The 19,638-nt window shown below is 57.0% G+C and carries 15 protein-coding genes; 1 reads left to right on the top strand and 14 read right to left on the bottom strand.

Annotated features, from left to right (window positions below):
* Positions 1-59: 59 nt before the first annotated feature.
* The 14 genes from ABD796_RS23055 to ABD796_RS23120 all read right to left on the bottom strand — a co-directional run bounded on the left by ABD796_RS23055 (position 60) and on the right by ABD796_RS23120 (position 19,025).
* On the bottom strand, positions 60-1,847 hold the full coding sequence (locus ABD796_RS23055) for a sensor histidine kinase (protein ID WP_344912296.1): 1,788 nt from the start codon (positions 1,845-1,847) through the stop codon (positions 60-62).
* Positions 1,840-2,571, bottom strand: a complete 732-nt coding sequence (locus tag ABD796_RS23060) for a response regulator transcription factor (protein WP_344912298.1) — start codon at positions 2,569-2,571, stop codon at positions 1,840-1,842. The genes ABD796_RS23055 and ABD796_RS23060 overlap by 8 nt, the downstream gene beginning before the upstream one ends.
* Before the next feature lie 247 nt (positions 2,572-2,818).
* Positions 2,819-3,721 carry a dihydrodipicolinate synthase family protein gene (locus ABD796_RS23065; RefSeq protein ID WP_344912300.1) on the bottom strand — a complete coding sequence of 301 codons (903 nt, stop codon included), beginning with the start codon at positions 3,719-3,721 and terminating at the stop codon, positions 2,819-2,821.
* A gap of 28 nt (positions 3,722-3,749) precedes the next feature.
* Complete coding sequence (locus ABD796_RS23070) at positions 3,750-5,057, bottom strand: nickel pincer cofactor-dependent isomerase, group 22 (protein ID WP_344912302.1); 1,308 nt, start codon at positions 5,055-5,057, stop codon at positions 3,750-3,752.
* A gap of 15 nt (positions 5,058-5,072) precedes the next feature.
* Positions 5,073-6,038 (bottom strand): phosphoglycerate dehydrogenase, encoded by a 966-nt coding sequence (locus tag ABD796_RS23075; RefSeq protein ID WP_344912304.1) that lies wholly within the window; start codon positions 6,036-6,038, stop codon positions 5,073-5,075.
* The gene (locus ABD796_RS23080) at positions 6,038-6,868 is read right to left on the bottom strand and encodes a carbohydrate ABC transporter permease (protein ID WP_344912306.1); all 831 of its coding nucleotides are present in this window, start codon (positions 6,866-6,868) and stop codon (positions 6,038-6,040) included. Before ABD796_RS23080 ends, ABD796_RS23075 begins: the two co-directional genes overlap by 1 nt.
* A 10-nt stretch (positions 6,869-6,878) precedes the next feature.
* The gene (locus ABD796_RS23085; protein ID WP_344912308.1) at positions 6,879-7,751 is read right to left on the bottom strand and encodes a carbohydrate ABC transporter permease; all 873 of its coding nucleotides are present in this window, start codon (positions 7,749-7,751) and stop codon (positions 6,879-6,881) included.
* A 73-nt stretch (positions 7,752-7,824) separates the two neighbouring features.
* Positions 7,825-9,144 (bottom strand): ABC transporter substrate-binding protein, encoded by a 1,320-nt coding sequence (locus ABD796_RS23090; RefSeq protein ID WP_344912310.1) that lies wholly within the window; start codon positions 9,142-9,144, stop codon positions 7,825-7,827.
* 277 nt (positions 9,145-9,421) lie between these two features.
* Complete coding sequence (locus ABD796_RS23095) at positions 9,422-11,089, bottom strand: response regulator (RefSeq protein ID WP_344912312.1); 1,668 nt, start codon at positions 11,087-11,089, stop codon at positions 9,422-9,424.
* Positions 11,090-11,161: 72 nt separating this feature from the next.
* A complete protein-coding gene (locus ABD796_RS23100; RefSeq protein WP_344912314.1) occupies positions 11,162-12,862 on the bottom strand; it encodes a sensor histidine kinase in 1,701 nt (566 codons plus the stop codon).
* Positions 12,859-14,193, bottom strand: a complete 1,335-nt coding sequence (locus tag ABD796_RS23105; protein ID WP_344912316.1) for an ABC transporter substrate-binding protein — start codon at positions 14,191-14,193, stop codon at positions 12,859-12,861. Before ABD796_RS23105 ends, ABD796_RS23100 begins: the two co-directional genes overlap by 4 nt.
* 392 nt (positions 14,194-14,585) lie before the next feature.
* Positions 14,586-15,974 (bottom strand): HAMP domain-containing sensor histidine kinase, encoded by a 1,389-nt coding sequence (locus ABD796_RS23110; protein WP_344912318.1) that lies wholly within the window; start codon positions 15,972-15,974, stop codon positions 14,586-14,588.
* The gene (locus ABD796_RS23115; RefSeq protein WP_344912320.1) at positions 15,961-16,653 is read right to left on the bottom strand and encodes a response regulator transcription factor; all 693 of its coding nucleotides are present in this window, start codon (positions 16,651-16,653) and stop codon (positions 15,961-15,963) included. The genes ABD796_RS23110 and ABD796_RS23115 overlap by 14 nt, the downstream gene beginning before the upstream one ends.
* A gap of 290 nt (positions 16,654-16,943) precedes the next feature.
* Positions 16,944-19,025, bottom strand: a complete 2,082-nt coding sequence (locus ABD796_RS23120) for a serine hydrolase domain-containing protein (protein WP_344912322.1) — start codon at positions 19,023-19,025, stop codon at positions 16,944-16,946.
* Between the two features lie 239 nt (positions 19,026-19,264).
* Between ABD796_RS23120 and ABD796_RS23125 the strand changes: the two genes are divergently transcribed.
* Positions 19,265-19,465, top strand: coding sequence for a hypothetical protein (locus ABD796_RS23125; RefSeq protein ID WP_344912325.1), 201 nt, complete (start codon positions 19,265-19,267; stop codon positions 19,463-19,465).
* Positions 19,466-19,638: the final 173 nt, after the last annotated feature.

The following is a 19,638-nucleotide window of genomic DNA, read 5'->3' on the forward strand; positions in this document are numbered from 1 at the left end:
ATGTCAGATCGTCAATGAAGTTGCCGGAGCGATTTCGGAGGGTAAGGCGCCCGTGTTCGCTAGCGCTCGCCGGCAGAGGAGGCGGAAGACGGTCCGAGCGGCACGGTGACGGCCACTTCCGTCCATCGTCCGGGTTCGGAGCGAATGGCGAGCCCGTACTGCGGGCCGTAATGGACGCGGAGCCGCTCTCTCACATTGGCTAAGCCAATCCCTTGCAAGCGGCCTGTCCGCCCCGCTTCGGGCGCATTGTCATTGTCTACGGGCCGGGGCAAATCGGCAAGCGCCGCCGCGATTCGCTCGGCCGACATCCCTTCCCCGTCGTCCCGGACAGCAAGCAGCAGCCTCCCGTCCTCCGCGCGCGCCGAGACGATCACTTCGCCCTCGCCTCTCGGGGCCAAGCCGTGAAAGACGGCGTTCTCCACGAGCGGCTGCAAAATCAATTTCGGAACCGGCACGTGTGCCAGTCCGGGTTCGATCCGCTCGGCAAAACGAAAAGCGCCGCCGTACCGGACGTTCTGGATATGCATGTATTCCCGGAGCGACTGCAGCTCCTCTTCCAGCGACACGTAATCCCCCTTGCGGGTGCTGTACGTCAGAAGCCCGATGAGCGAGCGGATCGTCTCCTCCACTTCCGCGACCCGGTGCTGCTTCGCCAAGCTGCCGATGCAAGCCAGCGTATTGTACAGAAAGTGCGGCCGGATCTGATGAAGCAGCAAGGCCAGCTCCAGCTCTTTCTTTCGTTCCTCGTTCTCCCGGACGGTCGTCAGCAATTCCCGGATTCGTCCCAGCATCGCATAGAAGCTGCGCGAAAGCCGGCCGATCTCGTCGCTCCGTCCGACGGGCAAATACGGGCCGGTGAAGCGTTCGCCGCGAATTTGGGCCATCTGCTTGGCGAGCCGGTTTAGCGGCGTCGTATAATGACGGCTGATGAACAGGGTCAGAACGAGCAGCAGCGAGAACGAGATCGCGCCGATCCCGACAAAGCGGGCGACCACATCGCGCGAGCCCGCGCGGAAATCCCGCTCGTCGGTCAAAGTGACCAAATACCAGCCGAGCTCATTGCGCTCGCTCTTCACGACCAGAAGCGGTCCTGTCGCTCCTTCGACGCGGCTCATCCCGTTCCGGCCCCCGATCAGCGATTGCACGAATGTCTCGTCCATTTCCGGCGGCAGCGTGGCCGGCTTGAACGGAACGATCCGGCTGTACGGGTCGTACGAGACGACGCTGCCTTGGCCGGTAAACAAAGCGAACCCTTGGCCCGAGACCTGCAGCATCTCGTACAGCCGCCTCGTCAATTGCGGCGTGTTGATTTCGGCGAGCACGGTTACCGCCCCGCTGCGCAGCTTGAGCGCAAATGCGACCGTAGGGCCGGTAAGCATGGGCGAATAATACAGATCGCTCCAGTTGACCAGCCCCGGGGTTTCCTCGGCGATCCGAAACACATCCGGCAAGGAGGGGTGGCCGACGATGCTGTAGGCCAATTGATCGTTGGACACGATCGTCCCGTCGCCGAACTGGACGTACATATAGGAAATGATGCCTCCGTTTCGCCGGACGGACTCCTGAAGCAATTGCCGCACTTGGTCCCGATCTGCGGCTCTCAGCCCCTCCATCCGGTCGGACAAGCCGATCAGCGTATTGCGGATATTCATCAAGTACAGGTCGAGATATTGCCCGGTCCGCTCGACAAACAAGGTCATGTCTTCCGCTTTCTGCTGCGTCAGCGCTGCGCGCGAGCCGTCGATCGCGCCGTACAGAAGCCCGGAAAAGGAAAGCAGGCTGGCCGCGGCCAGCGTCAGAAACAGTTTGGCGAACGTGCTGGAGGACAACCGGCGCCGCTTACCCATGACTCCCCCTGTATTCGCTCGGGCTGCGTCCGTATTGCCGGCAAAACACGTCGGTAAAGTACCGGTAGTTGGGAAAGCCGGTTTCGGCCGCCACCTCGTATACTTTCAAATGGCTGTAACGCAGCAAATGCGCGGCTTTCTCCAGCCGGTTCCGTTTCACGTAATCTTGAAACCGTTCTCCCGTCTCCCGGCGAAACAACTGTCCGAAGTAATTGGCGCTCAATCCGACGCTTGCCGCCACATCGGGCAAATCGAAGGGCTCGCCCAAATGGTCGCGGATATATTCCAGAGCATGGCGAATCTCGTACCTTTTCTCCGTCTCCCCTTGGCCGTCCACGGCCGGAACCGGAAGCCGGGCTTTCGCTTTGTTCAGCGCTTCAAGCAGCTCCTGATCGCGCAGCGTGCCTTTCAGCAAATACTGGATGGCCCCGAGAGCGAGCGCCTCCCGGGCATAGTCGAATTCGCTATGGCACGTGAGCAGGATCACTTGAAAGTCCGGCTGCCGTTCTTTCAACAGACGGGTCATGCGCAAGCCGTCCATCACCGGCATGACGATATCGGTAACGACGATGCCGTGCTTGATGCCGCTGCACAGATCGAGAGCCTCCTGACCGTGGCGGGCTTCCCCGGCCAGCTCGAAGCCGTGCCGGTCCCAAGGAAACATGCGCAAGCTTTGGCGAATGGGCACTTCATCGTCGGCAATGACCACTTTCGTTCGAAACACGTCGCTTTCCCCCCGTCTTTCCGCTGTGTAGTTGTAAAGGCTTTCATGTTTCCCTATTATACATGGAAAGGCTTTCCCTACAATATGCGTCGCCGGAGGGAAGATGTCAGAAAATCAACGATAAAGCGCACGGCCGGTCCCCGCCGCAAAACAAAGCAGCCCCGTCCGCACACGAAGATGCGTCAGGGGCTGCTTCAGTTTTTGACGAGCGGACACTCCCTTATTCCGGGAGCCGGACTACGGAGGCTTAAGCGTAGCCGGTTACGGCGTTCAGCTCGTCCAGCTTGCTTTTCAAATCGGCGATTTCCGCCTCTGGCAAGTTAAGCTGCGGCGCTCTCATAAAGCCGGCGTCGATGCCGCGAAGCTTGAGCGCCTCTTTGAAATAAGACATGTTGCTGCCGCTCTTGAGCGTTTCGCAGTAGCGGATCGCGATGCGCTGCAGCTTCCGCGCTTTCTCCAGATCGCCCGCGAGATACGCATCGTATACGGCAACGAACGGCTCCGGATAGACGCAGGAGACACCGGAGATGACGCCTTCGCAGCCCATGGCGAGCGCGGGCAGGAACAACCGGTCCGCTCCTTGCATGACGGAAAAATCGCCGCCCCGGATGTTCAAATATTCGTTCGTCCGCAAAAAGTCCGGGTAGCTGTATTTGACGCCGATGACGTTGGGACATTGGGCTGCGACCTTCTCGGCGACTTCGGTTTTCAAATCGTTTGCCGCGCATTGCGGAATGTTGTACAAATACACCGGGAAATCGTCGGGTACGCTGGAAGCGACAGCAACAAAATAATGCTCCAATTCCGCGTCGTTCGCCCCGAAAAACGCCGGTGTCACCACGCCGATTCCGTCCGCTCCGATCGAGCTGGCGTGTTTCGCCAGACGAATCGTCTCGTTTTGGGTCATCGCCCCGACATGGATAAAGACGGTTACCCGGCCTGCCGCTTTGCGCACGACCGTTTCGGCGACGGCCTCGCGCTCTTCTGCGGACAAGCGAAGCATTTCGCCCGTCGTGCCCAGCGGGTACAAGCAATGGACCCCTTTGGAAATAAGAAACTCGGTCAGCTGTTCCACTTTCTCAAGATCGATCGTGCCATGCTTGTGAAACGGGGTTACCATGGCCGTCGTCACGCCGTATAAATGCTTCATCGTTATATGCTCTCCTTCAGTTATCGTTTCAATCGGCAAGGTGTCCCCGGGCGTCAAACCGCCATGCCGCAGGCTCGCCGGCCGGTTCCATCATCGGATGGGCCTCCGCTTCGGCCATCATGTTTTCGGATACGTGAATGTGCCGAAGCTCGAGCGTATGCCGAATTCGCACGATTCGCGCTTCGTGGGGAGCTCTCATGCCGATCGTGCTGACAGCGGCGAACAATGCGGTCCGGTCGTCGGTCATGACGAGCGGCAGCTTGCCCCCGGAGACGTCCATCGCGGTGATCACGTTCGTATACATCGCCGCGTAGTCGATACGCTCGGCCACCCGCCGGGTCGTAAAGTCGGCGAGACCGATGCCGACCGCGTTGCCTTTCGTATCCTCGGTTAATCCTCGTACAACGATGCGGCGCACCGCGGGTCCGTCGCCGAACCGGCGCATCGCGCCGGAGCGCCCGATGACGTTCGGGTCCATCCCGCAGCCGCTGATGTTTTTGCCGATCTCATCGACAACCAATACGTCGATATCGTCCAGCCAGATTCGCGGCATGAGCCGCTTCGCCATGACCAGAAGCTCCTCTTCCCTGCTGGGCAAGCAATTCCCGGGAACCGCCTCGATATGCGCCGTCCGGTGGGATGCGTCCTCGACGATGCCGATGCCGAACAAAAACGGAGTACGTTCGATCACGAGCTTGCCGACCTCGGGCAGCAGCGTTCCGAAACGCTCCATGCCGAAGCGGTGCAGATGAGCGGCACCCTTGTGCTTGCCGAAGCCGATGCCGAGCATTTTCAATATGCCGCTTTCGATGGATGCTTTGAAATCGGTATGCGGTTTAATGCGCGCAACGGCGACAATGCCGTCGGCTTGCTCGTAAGCCAACCGGTCGAAGTACACTTCCACGCCGTCCGCTACTTCACCGAGCCGGATCGTATCCATCGATGACCGGATCGGTACGCCCAGAAGCCGCTCCCTAATGCCGTACCCGGCAAGCAGCTCGGCTTGCCCTTCCGCGGAAGCTCCGCCGTGGCTGCCCATGGCCGGCACGATAAACGGCTGCGCGCCGAGCGCCTTCAGCTCGCGGACGACCGACTGCACAATCCGGGCGAGCTCGTCGATGCCCCGGCTTCCGACGCCGATGGCAATGCGCATGCCGGGCCGGATTCGCCCCCGAATGTCCGGCTTGCCGAACTCGTCCCGAATCTTTTGCTCGATTTGCTGCGGATCGATGCCTTCGGAGGCGAACGATTGCAGCACGGGAACCATACTCGGCAAACGAATGCCGTCCTCGCCGGCGAGCCGGGCGCGGCCGAGATTTACGCGCATCCGGCTCATTTCCGGTTCCTCCCTCTAGCCAAGAACCGGATGCTTCGGCTGCCGTCCGGCAAAAACATCGAGCAGCGCCTCGGCGGTGACGAGTCCGACCCTGTGGTACGTCTCCTCGGTTTCGGCCGCCGTATGCGGCGTCGTCACGATGTTGTCGAGCCGGAACAGCGGGTTGTCCGCGGAAACGGGCTCCGCCTCGTACACGTCGATCGCCGCGCCGGCTATCGTCCCCGATTCCAGCGCACTGTACAAGGCTTGCTCGTCAACAAGCGCTCCTCTCGCCGTATTGATGAAATAAGCTCCCGGCTTCATCATCGCGAATCGGGCGTCGTTCATCATATGGCGGGTTTCCGCAATACTCGGCAAATGCATGCTGACGATATCGCCCCGTGCCAGCGCCTCCTCGGCCGTTACAAGCTCGACTCCCAGCTCCTTGGCTTTCGCCTCGTTCGGATATTTGTCGTAGGCGATGACGGCAACATCGAAGCCGCCAAGCTTTTTCGCCACCATCTGGGCTATATTGCCGAAGCCGAGCAAGGAAACGGTCTTGCCCGCCAGCTCCTCTCCGACGTGCCGGTCCCAATAACCGCGCCGGGCCGACTGGTGCAGAGCCGGGAGGCGGCGAATAGCGGCCAACAGCAGCCCAACGGTCAGCTCCGCTACCGCGTTCGCGTTGCCTCCGGGCACATTCGTCACCTGAATGCCGTATTCGCGGGCTTTGATCAGATCGATATTGTCCACCCCGACGCCGAAGCGGGCAATTGCCTTCAGCTTCGGCGCAAGCTTGAACACGTCTTCGTTCCACGTATCGACACCGGCGATCACGCCGTCGATGTCGCCCACAAGCGGAATCAGTTCCTCGAACGTATGCGGACGGCCGAGCTTGTTCTCGACGATCTCGCAGCCGCCTTCTTCCAGAAGCCGCTTCGCGTCCGCGCACAGCGCGGAATAATTCGTCGCGGTTACCAGCACTTTTTTCAACTCGCCCATTATTTGACTCCTCCTACGGTCATGCCGCTAACCATATATTTGGAAGTGAACAGGTACATGATGACGACCGGAATGGAAGCGAGAATCGAACCGCCCATCAGCGGACCCCAAGCGAACACGTCGCCCACGATCATATCCGACAGTCCGAGCGTCAGCGTCTTGTCCGAGCTCTTCGTCACCACGACTAGCGCATACAAATATTCGCTCCAACAAAGCGTGAAAGAAAAAATGAACGTTGCCGCAACCCCCGGAGCGGCCAGCGGGAAAATGATATTGAACATCGTGCGCGCCCGGCTGCAGCCGTCGATCATGGCCGCTTCCTCGATTTCGACCGGGATCGATTTGAAATACGAGATGAGCATCCAAGTCGCGTACGGAATCGTAATGGTCGGATAAATGATCATCAGCCCATAGATCGAGTTGTTCAAGCCGATCAAGGAAACGAGCATGTAGAGCGGAATAAACAGTACCGCGCGCGGCATCAAATACGCGTACAAGATGCCCCGGGAAACGACGTTTCTGCCGCGGAACCGCAGCTTGGCGATCGCGTAAGCCGCCAGCATGCTGACCGCGATCGAAGCGAAGGCGACAAGCAGCGAGACGACAAGCGAGTTTTGCACGTTATGCAGGAAGCCGTTTTCCGTCAACAGCTTCTCGTAGGCGGACCAGGAAAACCGTTCCGGCCAAAACGAAGGCGTCATCCGGTAAATTTCGGCATTCGATTTGAACGACGTATTGAACATCCAGTAAAGCGGGAACAAAGCGAAAACTAGCATGACGGCCAATGTAGCATAGACGATTATTCGATTTGCGATCGATTTATGTTCCATCGTGCATCACCTACTCATTCGATGAAAGCGAACGTTTCGTGACGAAGTTGATCAGCATGATCAACGGAGGCATCGTCAAGATCGCAATGGCGATCGCTTTCCCCAGGCTCATATTCAAAAATCCGATCGTGTAGCTGAGCGTCGACAGCACTTGCGTTCCGTTGGAAGGACCGCCGCGCGTAAGCAGCCAAATAATCTCGAAGTCGTTCAGCGTCCAGATCGTCGTCATGACGGCCGCCAACATCGTTACTTCTTTGACCGAGGGCAGCGTCATGTAGAAAAACCGTTTAATCGCCCCGGCACCATCCAGCATCGCGGCTTCGTACATTTCTTTGGACAGCGTCTGGAGACCGGCCAAGATCGCGATGCCCATAAACGGAATGCCCCGCCATACGTTGACCAGAATAACCGAGAACATCGCCAAATCCGGACTTGCCAGCCAGCCGACCGGAGCGCTGACCAAGTGCGCCTTCAGCAGCAAAAAGTTAAGCACGCCGCCCACGTCGGAATAAATCCATTGCCACGTGAAGACCGAGACGATCGTCGGAATCGTCCAGGGCAGAAACAGCAGCACCCGGAAGACGTTGCGGAATACGATTTTTTCGTTCAGCACGAGCGCCATGATCATGCCGAATACCGTTTTGCCGATGACCGCGACGAGGGTGAAGACGAGCGTATTCCAGGCCGCTTTCCAGAACAGCGAATCTTTGAAAAGTTCGATATAGTTGCCGAGGCCGATGAACTTGGCATCGACGCCGACGACCTTGTTCGTAAAGCTGAGATAAAGCGCCCAGCCGAACGGGACGATCATGACGGCCAGCAAGTAGATCAGTACGGGACTCATCAGCGCGTAAGCCAGCTTGTTGTCCGTGTTCGTTTTCAAGTGAAATCCCGCCTAACTGTAGACTGCGGTCAACCGTATCTTGCCGGTCTTCCCGCAGCCTGTATTTGGAGTGTTACTTTTTGTAAATGTCCTCGACCTTCGTTTGCAAGTCCTTGATGGCCGTCTCCGGCGTATAGCTCGTCTCGAGCAGCAGCTTCTGGAACGTATCGTTGACGATGCGCAGATTGAACACTTCGCCCGCTTTCGGATTGTATTCGCCCGGGTAGCCGAGGAAGTAGAACCCTTTCACCGAATCGACGAACGCTTTGTTGCGTTCATCCTGCCAGATCGGCTCGCTCGTCAGCTTCGTATAGACCGGACCGGTAAGCGGCGCGCCTTTCTCGATCCATGTTTTGTACCAATCGGTCGCGAGCATGTACTCGACGAACTGCTTGGCCAGCTCTTTGTTGCCCGAGTCTTTGAAAATGCCGAGGTTGTTGCTGATGCCGGGAATAAACGTCCCTTTCGGCCCCGCCGGGTAAGGAGCGATCCCCGTCTTCTCGTACAGCTCCGGATTGTCCTTCTTGATCGTGCTAAGCAAGCTGCCGACGTTGAACACCATCGCCGCCTGGCCGCTCAGATACGCCTTGTTGTTGCCGCTGTCGTCCCAGCCGAGTGCGCTCGGCGGCGTGCTTTTGTCGGTCATGAAAATGTCGCGGATCAGCTTCGTCGCCTCGATCGTCTCCGGCGAGTTCACGATGACCGTCTTGCCGTCCTTCGTATCGACCGAGCCGCCGTAAGACCAGATGATGCCGCGGGTCAAAAATTCGGCGTCAGAGTTGCCTTTGCCGTAACCCATACCGGCGCCGTAGATGCCTTTGCCCGGATCGGTGAGCGCTTTGGCCATTTTCCGGAACTCGTCCCACGTTTTCGGCGGAGCGTCGAAGCCGGCGTTTTTCAGCAAATCTTTGCGGTAATATAGCACTTGCGACTCCGTCCAGAACGGGATCGCGTATTGCTTCCCTTGGAACGTAATCGCTTTTTTCATGCTCGCCTGCAGCTCGCCGTTTTTGCCTTCGATCGTTTTGACCAGCTCGCTCACATCTTCGAGCACGTCTTTGCCGTAAAATTGGCCGATTTCCTGATAACCGAAAAACGAGACGTCCGGTACCGTTTTCGATGTGATCGCGGCAGACCATTTCGGATAAAAGTCTTCGTAGGCAATCAGCTCGATATTGACATTGACGTTGTGCTCGGTGCCGAATTGTTTGGCCCGTTCTTGAATCAGCTTGTTTTGGTCCTCGAACAATTGCTTTTTCATCCAAAACGTCAACGTCGGTTTGGATTTGTTATCCGTCTTCGTCTCCCCCGCCGTGCTGCTTCCCGTGCCGCAGCCCGCGGCCAGTGCGGCCAGCAGCGAAACAGCCGCCGTCTTTTTGATCCATCGGTTCATATCTGGTGACCTCCCGTAGTTGTGATCGTTTGCTTCTTTTCGCGTTTGCCTCTTTTGTATCTCGGGCTTCCGTCTCCCGCAGCGGCGAGTGTCGAAATCCTCTTACCTTCATAGTAAAGCGTTTCCCCTGCGCATAAAATGACAACTATTTAACCTGGATAGCACAAAATTAACGACTTCGAACGAGGGGGGTGCGACAAAAAAACAGCTCCGTCCCCCGAAGGGGCGAGCTGTGTTCCGGTTGCTATTCAAGCTTTCGCGCGCGTGCACGGCGCTCTCAGGGCTCCTCGATCGTTTCGAGCTTTTGCCGAAACTCCTGGGGCGTGACGGAATAATATTTTTTGAACACTTTAATAAAATAGTTCGGATTTTGGTAGCCGAGCCGAAGCGCGACTTCATAGTTTCTCAGGGACGGATCTGCAAGCAGCGTAGCCGCCTTCTCCATCTTGAGGCGCAGCACGAAATCGCTCAAATTTTCGCCCGTTTCCAGCTTGAACAGGCGCGACACATGCACAGGATGCATGTACATGTAATCCGCGATCTTCTGCAGCGAGACGTCCTCCACGAGATGCTTGCCGACGAACTGCTTGATTTTCCGCACCGCGTTCTCCCGGTCATTGCGCGTTTCGCTTTCCATGCACTGCTGCAGCAGCTCCAACGATTGGAACATCCACTGCCTAAACGACTCCATCGAGCGGATCGGCATCAAGCCGGTTGCGTCGGACAGGTGCGGCCCGATCATGTCGGTCAGCTGCCGCCCGTTTTTGTGCGCGAACGAGCTGAACGAGGCGTATACGGAAAAGAAGGCTTCCGTCACATGCTCCGAGGAATCCGCCCATTTCGAGCTTAGCTCGTTCCATACGCCGCTAAGCTTGTCGCGCGTCCGCTCCCAATCGCCAGACTCGAGCAGATGGACGAGCATCGGCGGCTCGTTCAACCGTTGCAGCGCATGGACCGGCAACTGCTCAAACTCGTTGGATACGTAGATCAGCAGGCCGCTTTGGTTGCCAACCTGCTTGCGCATCGACAGCAGCATGTCTTCGTACAATCGCTGAATGTCGATCGGAAACAATCCCCAACGGCTGATGAGAACGGACACGCTCCCCTTCAAATATCGACCTACGCCAAGCTGAAGCTGGGACGCCGCCGATTGAAGCCGGCTATCCGCCGACTCGTCCAGCTCCTCGCGTTGTTCTTGATTATCGGAGCGGGCGGGATCACCGGCGGATTGCGTAACCAAAAACACCATATAACCGTGAATGTCTTTGCAGCTCCATAACCGGAATTCGTCTTCGAACAGCTCTTCGGCCATATTGGCGACCGCGTATTCCATCAGCGACAAGCTGTAGAAATCGAGCTCGGCCAGCCGGTCCTCGAGCCGGCACAGCAGAAGGGCGAATCGCTCGCCGGACGAAATGGCGATTTTGAGCGATTCCAGCTTCTGTCCGAGCCGCTCCGGGGACAGCTTCATGCCTTGCAGCAAATCGGCGAGCAAATCTCCGCGAAGCTTCGGGAGATTCTCCGAGAACGCCTTCACGACGCGCTCGTAAGCCCTGCTTTCATCCCGTTCCCGCTCAAGCTCTCCGACCAGATGGCCGACTTTCGCCAGCACCTCGTCGTCGCCGATCGGCTTCAGCAAATATTCATGGGCGTCGTGGCGAAGCGCTTGCTGAGCGTATGCGAACTCCGCATGGCCCGACAGCAGCATGCATTTGACCCGTTTCCACCTGCGGCGCACCGTCGCGAGCAGCTCGAGCCCGCTCATGCCCGGCATGCGAATATCGGTCATCATAATATCGATCGAATTCGTCTGCAGCAGCTCAAGCGCTTCGCTGCCGGAAAAAGCTTTGAATACGGCGGTTACCCCGATCTCCCGCCAAGGAAGCGTATCCGCCAAGCTGTCCACAACACTCGCTTCGTCGTCGACGATAAGCAGTTGAACCATCCGAATTCCTCCTTTCGCTTGCAGCCGTTCGATGTGGTTGGCGATCCGGTACGTTTGCGGTAGCCCGGTGCGCTACTGCGCTTCGCGGTTGTCCTCCCATACCATCTCGACCCGCAAACCGCCCGAAGCGGATTGCGCGAAGTACAAGCCCGACCGGCCCCCGTACATGTGAACGAGTCGCTGATGCGTGTTCCACAGGCCGAATCCGGCTTCCTCTTCTTTGGGCCGGGCCACCTGCCGCTGCAGCTCCCCGATCTTTTCCGGAGACATGCCGGGACCGTTGTCCTCGACGACGATCCGCAGCTGCCCTTCCTTCCGCTCGCCGGTTATGGCGATCAAGCCGAACCGGGAGCTATTCTCCACCCCGTGGATGACCGCATTTTCCACGAGCGGTTGAACGAGCAGCCGCGGAATTTCGAGGGACAGCATCTCCACGGGGATGTCGATTTCATAGTGGAACCGCTGCATTCGCATCGTTTGAATCGTCAAGTAATTTTCGATCAGCTTCATCTCTTCCGCCAGCGAGGCCGTCTGTTTCTCCAGCCGGGTCGAATACCGGTAATATTCGCCCAAGTTCAGCGCCATCGCCGACACGGCTTCCTTATCGCCGAGACTCGACATATTTTTAATATAAAACAAGCAGTTGTACAAAAAGTGCGGGTTGATCTGGGACTGCAGCTGCTTGAGCGTCGCTTCCTTCGAGCGGAGCGTCTCCTTGTACACTTTTTCGATCAAGTCGCCGATCTGCCCGGCCATCTCGTTGAAGCTGCGGAACAGGAAGTCGAACTCGTTGTTCGGCTGCGACTTCAGCCTGGACGAATATTGGCCGTCCTTGATGCGCTGTACGCCGCGGATCAGCATTTGGATCGGCCGCTGCACGTTGCGGTACAGGAGCAAAGTGACCAGAACGCTCAGCGCCATGAGCAGGCAGATGGAAGCGTAAAACAGGTTCCGGCTCGTAACGATCGGCGCGAAAATGGATTGCAGCGGGACGATATCGACGAGAAACCAACCCAGGCTTTCCGAGCGAACATAGTTGACGATGTAAGTCCCGTCTTGAAGCTTCACCGTCATGCTTCCCCCGTAGGAGGCCAGCTCCGAGCGATCCAACTGCTCGGCGACCCGGCTGACGAGCGTGCGATTCGCCGTGTACCCGATAATCGGCTCCGAGCCGGATTGGTACAGGAACGGCTCGTGATCCCCGCCCTGCTTCAGCAAATTGAGCATGTTGCGCAAGTTGTCGTCGGTGAATCGGACTTCCACGAGCAAATTCGGGATATCGCTTTCCTTGATCCGGGAAAAAAACGTTTGAGTAATGCCGAACGTTAGCGCGCTGCGGTGGGCCCACGTTTTCCACTGCGGACTTTGGATATATGCTTCGTCGTATTGAACGGAGTAATCGGTCGACAATATTTCTTGTGAGTCGCGCAAATACAAAATGATCTGATTGTTCCAGGCGCTGGTCGCGATTTGCATATTGAGCATTTCGACGATCCGGTTATGCCGCTGTAACTGCACGACCCGCGAATCCTGGTCCCGGCCGTCCAAATATTCCTTGATGCTGTAATCCCGGCTTGCCGTCACCGAATATTTCGTGAGCTGATCGATCATCATTTCCATCTGGCTCATAAAAAAGGAAAGCCGGTTTTTGTTGCCGGCTTCGATCGTATCGCGAACGACGTTTACGCTTACTTGGTTGGAATAGCCGTACAGAAAAATGATCGGAATGAGCAGCGAAATGACGAGCAAAATGACTTTGCCGAACGTGTTCATGGACTTCGCTCCTTGTCGATGAGCGCTTGAAAATCGCGATTCGCTTTATCCGCCGCCGCCTTCACGTCTTCGTCCAGCAGCCCCTGAATGACGATGTCGCCGATAATATCGCGGGCCGCTCCGACTTGCACGAGCTGCGGCCGATCGTGGCCGACCCCGATGCGCATCGATTCCTTGACGACGGCGATATACGCCTCCGGAAAGCCGACTACCCCCTGCGGATCGCTCCAGACGGATTGGCGCGCTCCCGGATTGCCCATTTGCTGCGATTTCATCACGACGTCCTTGCTCGTGGCCCAGCGGATAAACTGCCAGGCATCTTTCTTACGAGCGGAGCCTGCGTTCATCGCCAGCCCCCAGGCGGTAATGTTGTACGGTTTGGCGCCCGCTTGGCCGGCCGGAAACGTGGCGAAGCCGACCTTGTCCACGATGGACGATTGCTCGGAGCCGATCGCGATCGAATAGATGGCGCTCGCATCGGTATAGAACGCCGCTTTTCCTTGCGAGAACAATCCCGCCGCCTGCTGCCAGCCCATATTGAATACGCCCGAAGGCCCATACCGTCTCAGCAGGGTAACGTACCGGCCGATGCCCCGGACCGCCTCCGGGCTATTGATCGCGGCTTTATCGCCATGCTGAAAATCGCCTCCTTCCGAATACAAGAAGGAAGACAGCTGGGTGACGAGGGCGTTTCGCTGCCCTCTTGCAACAAAGCCGAATACACCGCCTGCCGGATCGTGCAGCGCCTTGGCGGCCGCCTCGAGCTCGTCCAGCGTATGCGGGACGGATAATCCGGCTTGCGCCAGCAAATCTTTGCGATAAAACAAAATTTGCTGCTCTGTCGACAAAGGCATAGCGACAATCGTTCCGTTCATCGTAACGGACTCCACGGCGGACGGTGAAAAATCGGCCGCATCGTATTCCGCGTCGCCTGCCGCGTATTTGTCCAGCGGCTCCAGCCAGCCGCCCACGCCGAACAGCTTCAGCTCCTCCAGCGGACGGAGCATGAACACGTCCGGACTCGTACTGCCCGCCGCAAATTGAACGGACATTCGCTGGCTGAGCTGCTCGTTCGTGAAACTCGTCAAATCGACCTTCAAGCCTGTTTTCGCTTCAAATTCCGGCAGCAGCGTCCGGATCGCATCTGCCGCCGGGCTGTTGCCCATATATACTGTAATGCTGCGCCCGGCGAGCGATTCTTCCGCACGTCCGCTGCCGGCCTCCCCTTCCTGCCCGCCATCGCCGCGACAGCCCGAGGTCCAAGCCGCAAGCAGCGTCATGCCGAAGATAAATACCGCCGCCCGGCTCCAGCGTTTACCGAAATAGATCATAGAGGCTGCTCTCCCATAGTTGTTCCGGATAATCCATTATAGGAATAGAGTATCCCGGTTTGAAAATAGTATTTATTTAATCCTGCTATACATTGTTAACATCTTGAAAGCACCGCATAGGAACTTGAGGCAGCGGTTACGCTATGTTGAAGTTTTAATAATGGCCGAAATCCGATGGATTGGGGAAAAAGGGGACGAAGCGCAGTTCATGTACGGATCAGCATGGACTGCCGCTTTTGCTGGTGGCTGACGGAGATCGATCGACATGACGTCAAGCTATTGAACACGGATTGGATGCCCGGATATGCACCTGCCGTCATTCTGAGGCGGCTGCAACCCGGCCTGGGAGATCGCGTCGTCTGATCCGTTTGAACTTTGCCCCGGACGAGTCTTTATTCGTCTTCTTCTGCGCAGGGAAGACTTAGCCTGAACAAGGTAGAGTACCGCCGATCGGCCAAAAGCTCGATCGTCCCGTGGTGACGGGCCATAATTTTTTTGCATATCGCCAAGCCCAATCCCGTGCCGTCCTTTGCCGCGGAGCTCCCGCGCACAAACTCTTCGAAAAGCCGTTCATGATCCTGCTCCTGCAAGCCGACGCCGTCATCGCCCAGCCAAAGCAAGATGCGCCCGGCCGCACGCTCAGCCGCTACGTACAGCTCCGTCCCGGTGGGATTGTACTTGATCGCATTGCCGATCAAATTCGCTACGACACGGTTCATATGGACAACGTCCATCCTTACGTAGAAGGGCGTCTCCGGGATCTCCACCCGCACCGAAAATCCTTGTTGCTCCAAATCGGGGTAATATTCCGCGATTTTCTGCCGGACCCATTTGGTTACGTTCGTCTTCTGCAGGTTCAGCTTCACATGATGGTCGTCCAGCTTCGCAAGCTCGAACAAGTCTTGAATGAGCTTACTCATATACGAGGATTTATCGTGAATGTACCGGATATATTGGCGCCTCTGGCTATCCTCCAATGGCGGGCTGTCCAGCAGCAGCTGAGAATAGCCCAGAATGGAGGTGATCGGCGTTTTCAAATCGTGGGACAGGTGCAGCAGCATATTTTGTTTCTTCTTCTCCGCCGTTTCCTTGTCCGCCGACGCAAGCTGGAGACGTTCGGCCATCTCATTGAAGGCGTCGCGAATTTCGGCAAATTCCTTCTCCGCCGAAAAGTCCAATCGGGTTTCATAGTGAAGCTGTTTCATTCCCTGAATGCCTTCCACAATTTGCCGCAGCGGCTTCCTCACCTGCCTGACCGACATTCTCGTGTAGACGTACAGGGCGAAGCACAAGAGAAGGATGAAGACCGCCGCCAAAATGCTCAATGCCGTCCCGATTTTTCCGAGCGGCTCGGGTATTTTCCATAATACCACATACCGTTCCCCGTTCGGCCCGGCAACCGGATAAGCATGATAGGCAATCGCCTCCTTGTTCCGGTGCACATCCAGCTTGGCCAAAAGCTCCGAGTCGGTATACCGGGCGACATCATCCGTCTTCCTTCCTTCGCTGGCAATCACCTTGCCGGCTTCGTCCACTAGCTCCAGCCATCCTCCGTATTCGCCGGGCAGGTTCCCGAGCAGCGTTCCCGAGGCAGCGTATAATTCCCGGGCGTCCACCCGCGCAAAATCCGGCTCTTTGTCCAAAAAGCGGTTCATGACGACATCCATGATCCACAGAGACAGCGCCAGCGCCGCCAGCAGGAGGCCGATTATCGCGACATAATGTCGAAGAAACGAGTGGTTGAGCGAACGTTTGCCCGGACGGGCTCTATGCTTTTTCAAAACGGTAGCCCAGCCCTCTAATGGTAATCAGATGAGCAGGCTGTCTGGAGTTGTCTTCGATTTTGTCTCTGATCTTGCTGATGTAGACCATGACCAAATTTTCATCCCCCATGTATTCCTCGCCCCACACCTGTTCGTAGATATGCGCTTTGGTGAACACTCTGCCTGCATGGCGCATCAGCAAGGTCAATATTTTGAACTCGACCGAGGTGATGTCCTTCTGCTCTCCGCCCTTGAAAAGCTTGCAGCTTTGCAGATCCAGACGGATGTCGCCGATCTCCAGGCACTCCCGCTCCTGCTGCTCCGGCACTACGTACGAATCGACGCGCCTGAACAGCGCCTGGACCCGGCTGACAACTTCCAGTGGGTTGAAGGGCTTGCCGATGTAATCGTCCGCGCCGAGCTGGAGTCCGTTGATTTTGTCCATGTCGTCGGACTTTGCCGATAGAAAAAGGAACGGGACGTGGGATTGTTCCCGCATTTTTTGGAGCAGCTCCAAGCCGTCCATTTCCGGCATCATAATGTCTGCCAGGACGAGGTCCATCCGCTCCCTTTGGAAAAGCGCAAACGCTTCTTTGCCGTTGCAGGCTTCCAGCGTATCGTACCCGTAATTCCTCAAATAGATGGCGAGCAGCTCGCGGATTTCCTTCTCGTCGTCGATAATCAGGACGGTCTTCATGTTCCCGCTCCTTTCCAAAACAGAGTCCCTCTTTTCTGCGGCGGGCCGCAAAGAAGAGGGAGCCAAAGGTTGTATGCGTCGTACAAAGCGAGACTTCAGCGGTATCCTTGGCTTAAACGGATTTCGTTCACCGCAAGGGCTAGAACCTTCCGGATGCTCAAGTCTAGCTCTGCTTCGGTATTGTCCCAATACAAAGTCAGAGCTAATCCTGTGTATCCGGGAAAACTCGGTCCCTTGCGGTGAAAGGGATTCGTCCATTTCACGAATACGGTTTAAGGTCTGACTTTGTACTAATACAGGTTATCTGCAAACGTGGACAGCAGCGCGGCCGCTTCCTGCCTCAGCAAAGGCGCTTTCGATTGGTAATCTACCGCGTCTTGCGTACCGTCAATCTCGGGCCCGTATAATCTTTTCGCTACCGCGTAGCGAACTCCTTCCATCGCCCAATAATCGGTGCTTCCGCCCAGCACAGCCTCTTGCGGCGCCGCATGGAGATAAGCGGACGCCATGTTCCAGACCACCATCGCCGCTTCCTCCCGGCTCATCGGTCTCTCCGGATCGAAAGTGCCGTTCCCCGTACCCTCGATAATCCCGAATTCGTAGGCAGCCTGGATTTCTTGCCCGTAGGGGTTGCCGGACAAATCGGTAAAAACCGGCTGTTGCCCGGAAGGGGCGATCCCCGCCCAACGGATGAACCATGCGATGAACTCTCCTCGCGCAATGGGCTGATCCGACTGAAAGGACGCCGTCTCCCCTTCTTGCCCGATCACGCCGAGCTGCCTTAAGTGGGAAATGTAAGGAGCGTAAGGATGATCCGGTGGAATATCCGGATAGCTTAGCGGCTCGGGCATTTTTTGCGACCAGCTGTCGGACTTGAGATCGTAGTAAAAGGCCCGAACCGTGCCGTCGGCGTTCAGGGCGAAGGCTGCCTGGACTCCTTGCTCGTCCTGGAACAGCAGCGGCCCGATTTCCCGAAGCTTGTGCTCGCCCAGCGGATCGTTCGCGATCAGCGCCCCGTCTTCCGCGCGAATGCGGGTCGTCCACATCCGGTTGCGCAGATCGCTGTAGACTCCCTCGAACTTGACCAGCGATTGCCGATCGGAAGTGCGCGGCTGACGCGGGGAAGGCTCCTCCGGGTAATACCGGTCCATAAATGCTTCGAAAAAAGGAGCGCGGAAGTCGAAATCTTTGTTCACGCTCAGGAAGACGCCGACCTTCTCGTCGGGCAGCAGCCACATATTGCTATGGTAGCCGTCCTCGTCTCCGCTTTTCTCCACCACATTCCGTCCGTTATACAGCTGCCGGTTGGCGTATTCGAAGCCGTAGGCCATGTTCGGAAGTTCGGGATGGATGGCGAGCTTGGGCTTGTGCATGTCCTCGGCCGTAGCCTCCCCCAATATTTTGGCGTTCCCCAGCTTGCCGCCGTTCAGATGCGCCATCATGAACATGGCCATATCGGCTCCCGTCGAGAGCATTCCCCCGGCAGGCAAAACCGACGGAACCGTCGTATAGAGAGGAATCGGATCGCCTGTCACATTATAAGGAACCGCCAATTGGCTCACCATCGTCGGAGTTAAGCGGAAGGAGCTGTTCGTCATGCCGAGGGGCTTGAAGAGATGATCTTGCACATACTCTTCAAAAGGCCGGCCGGCCGTCTGCTCGACCGCATATCCCATGATGGTGAAGCCCAAATTATCGTAGCGGTAGAACTTCCCCGGCTCGCGAATCACCGTAGGCACATGCTCCCGGACAAAGGAGACCAAGGAAACGTCCCGCTGCAAATCTGGCGTCGTCTGCTCGGAGGTGTCCCCGTATTCGAAGCCCGTGCTGTTCGTCAACAGATCCCTCATCGTCAGCGGCACGTCCGTGCGGTTCGGTATGCGCACTTCGCCCAGGTAAGCCGATACGTCCTTGTCCAAATCGAGCTTTCCTTGCTCCGCCAGTTGTAGAACCGCCGTAGCGGTCACGACTTTAGATATCGAGGCGACCCGGAATACGGTCCGGTCCGGATCGACTGGCAGCTTCCGTTGGAGATCCGCGTACCCGTACCCTTTCTTGACCAACACGTCTTCTCCACTCGTAACCACCGCCACAGCCCCGGCCAAGTGGTTGGCGATGTCGGGGCGGGCCATAAACTCGTCGAGAAACCGCTCCACTTCACCGGGGTTTCGCGGGCCTGAATCTGCCAGCTTCGCCGATACTCCGGCTGCTGCCGCTTCGAACGGAGCGGCCGGTTTGGCTGAAGCGCTCGATTCGGCTGATGCGGTTGATGCGCTCAATAGATGGGGGCTTCCGCCTCCTATTGCGCTTGCCGCCGTAACCAACCCCAGAGTTAAGGCCGTTTTCACTCGAAACGTTCGCCATGCGTTCATCACTCATTCTCCTGTCTTATCCGTTTTCTTCCCATGCTCAGCATAGCCGGGCAATCTTAACCCAGCTTCTATGCAACCTTAATGGAAAGTGAAATATGCCGGTGCGGATCGTTGGCTTCGTACAGGTTTCCATTTTGGATCGGAGTCCGGTAAGATAAGGGAAGATGAAGGGAATGGCGTAAAGGAGACTGGCAAGGCCATTTATCGGTCCAAACGGTCAAAATTGAGGAGTGGTAAACGTGTCAGACGAGATTATATCGATTCCTGTGTACAAGGTCGACCCGGAGCTGAAAGAACAGCTGGACCGTCAGTCGGAGGAGAGGCTCGAACAGGCGCGCAGGGAAGCCCTCACGAACATTCGCAAACGCTACGAGCAGCGTGTCAAGCTCAGAGCAGATCAGCAGCCAAAGGACACTGGCGATGAGCTTGCGGAGGAATAATGGGGGGGATCGCCGGGACGTATACCGTTCGGAGCCTTAAAGCTATCGGAAGTTTCATATTCGTTGGAATGTGTGCATATTTACTGTATCCAGATGATACATCATATTTCCCATCTTCTTGATAGGAATTGAGAAAGAAATTGGCTTCAAACCAGGTTCAAGTTTTCTTGCCC

This window comes from Paenibacillus hodogayensis (genome assembly GCF_039536325.1).
In the GTDB taxonomy this organism is placed as follows: Bacteria; Bacillota; Bacilli; order Paenibacillales; family NBRC-103111; genus Paenibacillus_AB; species Paenibacillus_AB hodogayensis.

What these genes read in the sequence shown, in the direction of transcription:
- ABD796_RS23090 (WP_344912310.1), bottom strand. Translation starts at nt 9,144, where the DNA reads ATGAACCGATGGATCAAAAAGACGGCGGCTGTTTCGCTGCTGGCCGCA.
- ABD796_RS23105 (WP_344912316.1), bottom strand. Translation starts at nt 14,193, where the DNA reads ATGATCTATTTCGGTAAACGCTGGAGCCGGGCGGCGGTATTTATCTTC.
- ABD796_RS23115 (WP_344912320.1), bottom strand. Translation starts at nt 16,653, where the DNA reads ATGAAGACCGTCCTGATTATCGACGACGAGAAGGAAATCCGCGAGCTG.
- ABD796_RS23100 (WP_344912314.1), bottom strand. Translation starts at nt 12,862, where the DNA reads ATGAACACGTTCGGCAAAGTCATTTTGCTCGTCATTTCGCTGCTCATT.
- ABD796_RS23095 (WP_344912312.1), bottom strand. Translation starts at nt 11,089, where the DNA reads ATGGTTCAACTGCTTATCGTCGACGACGAAGCGAGTGTTGTGGACAGC.
- ABD796_RS23120 (WP_344912322.1), bottom strand. Translation starts at nt 19,025, where the DNA reads ATGAACGCATGGCGAACGTTTCGAGTGAAAACGGCCTTAACTCTGGGG.
- ABD796_RS23070 (WP_344912302.1), bottom strand. Translation starts at nt 5,057, where the DNA reads ATGAGCCGGATGCGCGTAAATCTCGGCCGCGCCCGGCTCGCCGGCGAG.
- ABD796_RS23075 (WP_344912304.1), bottom strand. Translation starts at nt 6,038, where the DNA reads ATGGGCGAGTTGAAAAAAGTGCTGGTAACCGCGACGAATTATTCCGCG.
- ABD796_RS23055 (WP_344912296.1), bottom strand. Translation starts at nt 1,847, where the DNA reads ATGGGTAAGCGGCGCCGGTTGTCCTCCAGCACGTTCGCCAAACTGTTT.
- ABD796_RS23065 (WP_344912300.1), bottom strand. Translation starts at nt 3,721, where the DNA reads ATGAAGCATTTATACGGCGTGACGACGGCCATGGTAACCCCGTTTCAC.
- ABD796_RS23080 (WP_344912306.1), bottom strand. Translation starts at nt 6,868, where the DNA reads ATGGAACATAAATCGATCGCAAATCGAATAATCGTCTATGCTACATTG.